Raw genomic sequence first — 7,344 nt, 5'->3', positions numbered from 1 at the left:
GCAGCCTCGTTGCACTCGACAGCTCCTACAACACAGCCAACGGGAGCAAGCTCCCTCGCCACAGGAGCCCGCCGACACAGCGAAACATTCCAGTCAAACCACCAAAAAATGAATCCGAAATGCCGCCCCGCCCAGCTCGGAATCTCCCAGGGTCAACCGGGCGCCGTAGCTTTCGATGATGTCTTTGACCACCGCCAGTCCGATGCCCTGCCCCGGATGCTGGCGATCCAGGCGCTCGCCACGCTGCAGAATCCGTGCGCGTTGATCCGGCGGCACACCCGGCCCGTCATCCTCGACACACAATTCAATGCCGCCGAGGGTCTGATGCACGCTGATGCGCACCTCGCCCAGGCACAGCCGATAGGCGTTTTCCAACAGATTGCCGAGCATTTCCAGCAAGGCGCCCTGCTCGATCGGCACATGGCACTGTTCCGGCAGATCGAAGCTGACATTGACACGTTTGTCGCGATAGACCTTATCCAGCGTGTCGCACAGGCTTTGCAGCACCGGGCGCAAGCGCACCTGATGGCGCACCAGACCGCTTTTGCGCAGGCTGGCGCGCTGCAACTGATAGCCGATCTGTTGACTCATGCGCTCGATCTGGCTTTGCAGCACCCAGGCCTGTCCACGGTCCTCGGCGCGCCGGGCCATGTCTTCACTGACGCCTTGCAGCACCGCCAGCGGGGTTTTCAGGCTATGGGCCAAGTCATCGAGGGAGTCACGATAGCGGCTGCGCTGCTCCCGCTCGCCCTGCAACAGGCGGTTGAGGGAGCCGGTCAAGCGCAACAGCTCCCGCGGGTGCTCGGTGCTGAGACTTTCCCGGCTACCGCTTTCGATTTCGTCCAGTTCCTGGCTCAGGCGCCTCAGCGCGCGAAGCCCCCAGCTCAGGCCAATCCACAACAGGGCCAACAACACTGCCAGCGCAGCACCGAAGCCCAGGTAGAGATTTTCCCGCAGGCCGTCGAGCGTCACTTCGTAATCGCGCACCGGTTGCAGGGTAACGAAACTGAACGCCGCGCTCTGCCCGCCGAGCAGTTTGACTTCAACGTCGTAGACGAAAAATTCCTGGCCGTTGTCTTCGCGGATACGCGCGAACTGATTGCCCTGGCCGTCGTAACGCGGCGCGTAGTTGATGTTCTCTTCCCGAGTAGCCTTGGACCGCCACACCAGACGCCCGTCACGATCATAGATGTAGCCCAGCAGACGGGCGTCGGCGAGGTTAAAGCGCTCATCGGGCAATTGCGCCGGCATCTTCAAGCGGTTGTTTTCCACGCGGGCAGCGGAAATGAGCGTGGTCACGTCCGACGCCAGGCGTTGCTCGATGGACTCCTGCAGGGCCAGGCTGAACGCGCCTTGCATGGCCGGCAGCAGTGCGAGCATGAACAACACCGCCAGGGTCATGGCGGCCAGCATCAAGCGCAGCCGTAGCGAACGAATCACTGACAACGCTCGTTGAACAGGTAACCCAGGCCACGCACGGTTTCGATCGGTTTGAAGCCGGCCGGGGCTTCCAGTTTGCGCCGCAGGCGTCCCACCAGCACTTCGATGACATTAGGATCACGCTCGTCGTCATCCGGATACAACTGCTCCATCAAGCGGTCCTTGGCGACCACCTGCTGATGATGGCGCATCAGGTATTCCAGGATGCGGTATTCATAAGCCGTCAACGCCAACGGTTCATCGCCAAGCGACGCCTGCTTGCGATTGAGGTCCAGCAGCAACGGACCGGCGACGATGGTCGATTGGGTGAAACCACTGGAGCGGCGCAACAGCGCATTCAGGCGGGCCTCCAGTTCCTCGAACTGGAACGGCTTGACCACGTAGTCGTCGGCACCGGCCGCCAGGCCTTCGACCTTGTCCTGCCAGTTGCCGCGGGCGGTCAGGATCAGGATCGGGAAGGTCTTGTCTTGCGAGCGCAACCGGCGGATCAGCTCCAGCCCGCTGATGCCCGGCAGGCCCAGGTCGATCACCGCCAGATCGTGATTGAACTGCGCGATCTGATACAAGGCCTCTTCGGCATTGGCCACGGCCTGCACCACATGGCCGCTGTCGGTGAGACGGGTTTGCAGGTGATGACGCAGCAAGGCTTCGTCTTCGACGACCAGTAGTTTCATGGGCTCTCCCAGGCAAATCGAACAATCCAGTGATGCACATCGGTTCACGTAAAGGGCGCCGGATCGTCTTGGGCCGATCCGGCTGACCACGCTCGCCCGCCAAGCTTAGAACGTGTAGTTGGCGGAGAGATAGGTTTGGGCACTGCTGGTCAGGTCCAGCGACCCGACCTTGGCGCCACCGTGGGGGCTCATCTCGGTGCTGGCGTTGCTGCGCAGGTAACGGTAACCCAGTTCCAGCGAGGTGTTCTGCGAGACTTTCTGCACGACGCCGGCCTGCAAGCCCACCGCATAACCGATGTCACTGTCGCGGCTGAAGCCAGGGGAGTCCTGGGTCAGTTTGGTCAGGCCCGCCGTACCACCCCCGAACAGTTTGGTGGTGCCGGTGACCGGATAGAACACATCGTAGCTGCCCAGCAGGTTTTCCTGGCGCAATTTGATGCCATTGTGAGTGCCCGAAACGTTGTCGTACGTGGCGTAGTAGCGACCCTGGTCGTTTTGCCGGCCCAGTCGGACGCCATAGGTGGTGTCCTTGCCGATGATACCGTCGGCGTTCGGGTGATTGAGGTTAGCGTTCAGCGCGTCGGACTTCTTGACCTTGTCGCTGGTCTGGCCAAGGGTCAGGCTGGCGAAGTTGTCATCGGCGTGGGCCATGGCGCTGGCGCCCAGCACCGTGAAAGCCAACAGCAGAGTTTTCATGTGAGTCATGTTCAAGCTCCTGTGCAACGTGGGTGGTTTGTGAAGTCGCAGCCACGTTAACCAACCGTCCCTGAATGGCCCTTGAACGTTCTCTGAACCTGCGCTGAATGAATCGGCTAGAGTGTTCTGTCTCACCCCTGCATTTATCAAGGAGATCCGTCATGCACAGGTTGCTTGCTGTTGTACTTCTGGCCTTTAGCGCTGCGAGCCACGCCGCCATCCAGACCCAGGAGATCCCCTACACCAGTGCCGACGGCACCAAACTGATTGGATACTACGCATACGACGACGCGGTCAAAGGCCCGCGCCCGGGCGTGGTGGTGGTACATGAATGGTGGGGGCTGAACGATTATTCCAAACGCCGCGCCCGTGACCTCGCGGGCCTGGGCTACAGCGCCCTGGCCATCGACATGTACGGCGACGGCAAGAACACCGAACATCCCAAGGACGCCATGGCGTTCATGCAGGCGGCTCTCAAGGACGGCAAGGCGGCCAGTGCGCGGTTCCAGGCCGGGCTCGACCTGCTGAAGAAACAACCCCACACCGACCCGGACAAAATCGCCGCCATCGGCTACTGCTTCGGCGGCAAGGTGGTGCTGGATGCGGCGCGCCAGGGTGTTGCGCTGGCCGGTGTGGTGAGTTTCCACGGCGCGCTGGTCACCAATACCCCGGCGACACCGGGCAGCGTCAAGGCCAGGATCCTGGTCGAACATGGCGCGCTGGACAGCATGGTCACCCCGGACAACGTCACCGCGTTCAAGAGCGAAATGGACAAGGCCGGTGCCGACTACAAATTCGTCAACCTTGAAGGCGCCAAACACGGCTTCAGCAACCCGGATGCCGACCGCCTGAGTCACGGTGAACATGGCGGGCCGGACATTGGCTATAACAAAGAGGCCGACGAAAAATCCTGGGCGGACATGCAGAAGTTCTTCAAGAAGATTTTTGGCTGACGCATCACCCGTAGCAGAGAACTTTGTGTCCCCCGGTAGGAGCTGACAAGTGCAACGAGGCTGCGATCTTGTCCCAGGCCATTGAGTCGCGATCAAGAATCAAAAGATCGCCCGAACGCGGCCCGAGCCTTCGGCAGCTCCTACGGAGCCAATTGCGTCGCCACTATCCAGTTCCAAGGCAACCCGGCAAAATGCCGGCCATGAACGCACTCCCCGCCCTGCCCGCCTGCTGCACGCCTCTGGATGATCAATGGCTGTTGCCCGAAGCCTTGTCCGATACAGTGCTGCTGAGCACCTGCTTTGATCCACTGCTGCTGACCGGCAATGACTTCCCCAACAGCGCTATCGAACCACCGGCGAGCATTCAGCGTTCGGTGGCCAAGCGCCAGGCGGAATTCCTGGCCGGGCGGATCTGCGCCCGGGCGGCCCTCCATCAGTTGGACGGGCAGATCTGCGTGCCAGCCATCGCTGACGACCGCGCCCCGGTATGGCCGGCCCATGTCAGTGGCTCGATCACCCACAGCACCGGCCGGGCAGCGGCCATCGTCGCCAGAAAAGACCATTGGCAAGGGCTGGGCATGGACCTGGAAAACCTGCTCGACCCCGAGCGCGCCGAGCGTCTGGCCGGTGAAATCCTCACGCCGCCGGAACTGCTGCGCATGGCCGCGACCCCGCAAGATGACCGGGCATTGCTGGTGACCCTGACCTTTTCCGTAAAGGAAAGCCTGTTCAAGGCGTTGTACCCGATCGTCAGGCAGCGCTTTTATTTCGAGCATGCCGAAATACTGGAGTGGACCCACAGCGGACAGGTCCAGCTGCGGTTGCTCACCGACCTGTCGGCCGAGTGGGGTCATGGCCGTGAGCTGTCGGCGCAGTTTGGTGTGAAGGATGGGCAGTTGTTGAGTCTGGTGGGGATCAAGGCCTGAGATTTGTGCTGCTAATGAGGGCCCCATCGCGGGCAAGCCTTGCTCCCACAGGAGACCACATTTAGAGGGAAAACCATGCACTCTGTGGGAGCAAGGCTTGCCCGCGATAGCGTCCCACCCTTCACCACTGGCCTCAAGACCTATCCTGATGCCTCGGCCAGCTCAAGCTGAAACAGGCCCCGCCCAGACTCTTGCTCTTGCCGATCAACGCCCGGCCATCGTGCCAGTGGATGATCCGCCGCACGATCGACAGCCCCAATCCATGGCCACCTGAAGCACGGGCCCGGCTGTCGTCCAGGCGCAGGAAGGGCTTGAAGATCCGCTCCCACGCCGCCTCCGGCACGCCGGGCCCGTCATCTTCGACGTCGACCCGACAACGCAACTGACCCACTTGGTAACTGACCGTCACCCGGGCGCTGGCGTGACGCATCGCATTGCTCACCAGGTTCTGCAGGGCCCGATGCAGGAAGCGCGGCTCGGCCTCGACCCAGGCGCCATCGCAATCAGCGGCAGACAGGCACAGGCCACGCTCGACCGTAATCCCGGCCCGAAGCGGCCCCAATTCTTCAATCACCTGATTGACCAGCGCATCCAGATCCACGCGCTGGAAGTTCAAGGCCGGCGATCCCTGCTCCAGTCGCGCATAGGTCAGCATCTCGTCCACCAGCCGATCCAGGTCTTCGATGTCGTGATCCATACCCGCCAGGTATTTGTCCCGGGCCTGGAGTGTGGTGGCGCTGCCGATCATCTCCAGACCAAAACGTAGGCGCGCCACCGGGGTGCGCAGCTCATGGGACACCGCGCGCACCAGCTCCCGTTGGATCGCCAACAACTGCTGCAAGTGTTCGGCCATGCCGTTGAACGCAGCGGCCAGTCGCCCGACGGAGTCAGCACCGCGGGCCGGCACTCGGGTTTCCAGGCTGCCCTGGGCGATCTGGGTAGCGGCCGATTCCAGACCACGCAGGCGCCGCTCCAACTGGCGCACCAACAGGTAAACGATCAGCCCGATCAGGCTCAACCCAAGCGCCGCGATCAGCACCAGCCACTCAGGCGGATAAGGGTTCATCTGGTACAACGGGCCGATTTCCAGCACCCACGGCGTACCGACCATGCCGGCGAACACCCGGATCGAGTCACCACCCTTGCCCAGCGCCATGACCGTGTCGCCCTCGGCCACGCGACGACGCTGGTCTTCGTCCATGTCCGCCTGCGCGATGGTCATCAGCCGCAGGTCAAACCCGAAGCCTTTTTCCTGCTTGAGTTGCGCCAGGCGTTCAGGCTGCTCAGCCACCGGGTAGCGCACCAACTCATCGGCCAGCAGATAGATAGTTGCCCGGGCCAGTTGCTCGCTGATCTGGCGGACTTCCCCGACCAGCATCAGTTTTTCGCCGTCGCTGACCAGCCGATAGACTTTTGCCGCATGGGGCCCGGTCTGCTCCACCAGGGCCTGGCCGCGCATGACACGGGTGCGCTGGCCGAGATCCAGATCGGTCTGGGCGTAAGTCTGCAACGCCAGGGGAATGCCCAGCAGGCGTTCCCACACCGCCAAGGCCCGGCGTCGCTCGGTGTCGTTCATGGGCCGCAGATTATCGGCCATCAAGGAAAACGTGCCGTGGGCCAGACGCTCGCGGTACTGCTCACTGCGAGTCTGGTTGAGCAAATGCAGGGCCAGCACGCCGAGCACCGCCACCAGCACCAGGGCCGCGCACATGCCGCCGTAAATGCGCAGGAAGATCGAGTTCACGGCGTCGGGTCTACGCAAGCTTCGGGAACGAACAGGTAACCCTTGCTGCGGATGGTCTTGATCAGCCGTGGATGGTCCGGGTCGTCGCCGATCTTGGGGCGGATGCGCGAGATGCGCACGTCGATGGAGCGGTCCTGGCCGTCGTAACCGATGCCACGCAGGGCTGTGAAGATTTCTTCCCGGGAGAGGATGCGTCCGGCATTGGACACCAGCAGCCACAGCAGATCGAACTCGGCACTGGTCAGCTCGATGCCGTGGTCTTGCAGCCAGGCTTCGCGCAAGGCGTTGTCCACCACCAGCGGCCCGAATTGCAGGCGCCGTGGTTTTTGCGGCGTGGCCGGTTCCGGTTCGCTGCGTCGCAACAGGGCCTGGACGCGGGCCAAGAGCAGGCGTGGCCGTACCGGTTTGCAGACGTAATCGTCGGCGCCCAGGTCCAGGCCCTGGATCTGATCGGTGTCATCGGTGCGGGCAGTGAGCATCAGGATCGGCCCGTCGTAATGCTCGCGCACCTTGCGGCAGATGCTCAGGCCGTCCTCGCCGGGCAGCATCAGGTCGAGGATCACCAGGTCCGGCTGCTCGGCAATGATCCGCGCCGCCGCCACCGCACCGTTGCCTTCAATGGCCACGCGCAGGCCGTTGCTTTCCAGGTACTCGCGCGTCAGCTCGGCCAGCCGCTGGTCATCCTCGACGATCAATACCTGCCAGGCTTCTTGTTCCACGGGGGCCTCGTCTTGTTATGAGAATAAAGGAAGGATCTGTATCTGGATGAGCACTATCGAATCAGCACTAACCTGTGGCGAGGGGATTTATCCCCGCTGGGTCGCGAAGCGGCCCCTGTATTCCGTCTGACACACCATAGTCGCCCGTTTCAGGGCTGCTCCGCAGCCAGCGGGGATAAATCCCCTCGCCAC

Annotated in this window: 7 protein-coding genes; 2 read left to right on the top strand and 5 right to left on the bottom strand. The window is 62.5% G+C overall.

Going from position 1 to position 7,344, the window contains the following annotated elements; translation table 11 throughout:
- Positions 1-93 precede the first annotated feature (93 nt).
- The 3 genes from HU811_RS23040 to HU811_RS23030 form a co-directional block, all read right to left on the bottom strand.
- Complete coding sequence (locus HU811_RS23040; RefSeq protein WP_092402707.1) at positions 94-1,440, bottom strand: ATP-binding protein; 1,347 nt, start codon at positions 1,438-1,440, stop codon at positions 94-96.
- Positions 1,437-2,114, bottom strand: coding sequence for a response regulator (locus HU811_RS23035; protein ID WP_092402705.1), 678 nt, complete (start codon positions 2,112-2,114; stop codon positions 1,437-1,439). The genes HU811_RS23040 and HU811_RS23035 overlap by 4 nt, the downstream gene beginning before the upstream one ends.
- 105 nt (positions 2,115-2,219) lie before the next feature.
- Positions 2,220-2,819: an outer membrane beta-barrel protein gene (locus tag HU811_RS23030; RefSeq protein ID WP_092402703.1), complete on the bottom strand. Its 600-nt coding sequence runs from the start codon at positions 2,817-2,819 to the stop codon at positions 2,220-2,222.
- A 152-nt stretch (positions 2,820-2,971) separates the two neighbouring features.
- On the opposite strand from HU811_RS23030, the gene HU811_RS23025 reads away from it, so the two are divergent.
- The gene (locus tag HU811_RS23025) at positions 2,972-3,763 is read left to right on the top strand and encodes a dienelactone hydrolase family protein (protein WP_092402701.1); all 792 of its coding nucleotides are present in this window, start codon (positions 2,972-2,974) and stop codon (positions 3,761-3,763) included.
- 200 nt (positions 3,764-3,963) lie between these two features.
- A complete protein-coding gene (locus HU811_RS23020; RefSeq protein ID WP_202883621.1) occupies positions 3,964-4,689 on the top strand; it encodes a 4'-phosphopantetheinyl transferase family protein in 726 nt (241 codons plus the stop codon).
- Positions 4,690-4,822: 133 nt separating this feature from the next.
- Here HU811_RS23020 and HU811_RS23015 read toward each other — a convergent pair whose 3' ends face one another.
- Positions 4,823-6,433 carry an ATP-binding protein gene (locus HU811_RS23015; RefSeq protein WP_186658260.1) on the bottom strand — a complete coding sequence of 537 codons (1,611 nt, stop codon included), beginning with the start codon at positions 6,431-6,433 and terminating at the stop codon, positions 4,823-4,825.
- On the bottom strand, positions 6,430-7,152 hold the full coding sequence (locus HU811_RS23010; protein ID WP_092457256.1) for a response regulator: 723 nt from the start codon (positions 7,150-7,152) through the stop codon (positions 6,430-6,432). Before HU811_RS23010 ends, HU811_RS23015 begins: the two co-directional genes overlap by 4 nt.
- Between the last annotated feature and the right edge of the window lie 192 nt (positions 7,153-7,344).

Origin of the sequence: Pseudomonas tehranensis (genome assembly GCF_014268615.1) — a bacterium.
GTDB lineage: Bacteria > Pseudomonadota > Gammaproteobacteria > Pseudomonadales > Pseudomonadaceae > Aquipseudomonas > Aquipseudomonas tehranensis.
The sequence above is the reverse complement of the archived record's forward strand: the minus strand, read 5'-3'. Positions and strand labels throughout refer to the sequence as shown.

Coding starts and splice junctions, on each gene's coding strand:
- HU811_RS23035 (WP_092402705.1), bottom strand. CDS start 2,114: ATGAAACTACTGGTCGTCGAAGACGAAGCCTTGCTGCGTCATCACCTG.
- HU811_RS23030 (WP_092402703.1), bottom strand. CDS start 2,819: ATGACTCACATGAAAACTCTGCTGTTGGCTTTCACGGTGCTGGGCGCC.
- HU811_RS23025 (WP_092402701.1), top strand. CDS start 2,972: ATGCACAGGTTGCTTGCTGTTGTACTTCTGGCCTTTAGCGCTGCGAGC.
- HU811_RS23020 (WP_202883621.1), top strand. CDS start 3,964: ATGAACGCACTCCCCGCCCTGCCCGCCTGCTGCACGCCTCTGGATGAT.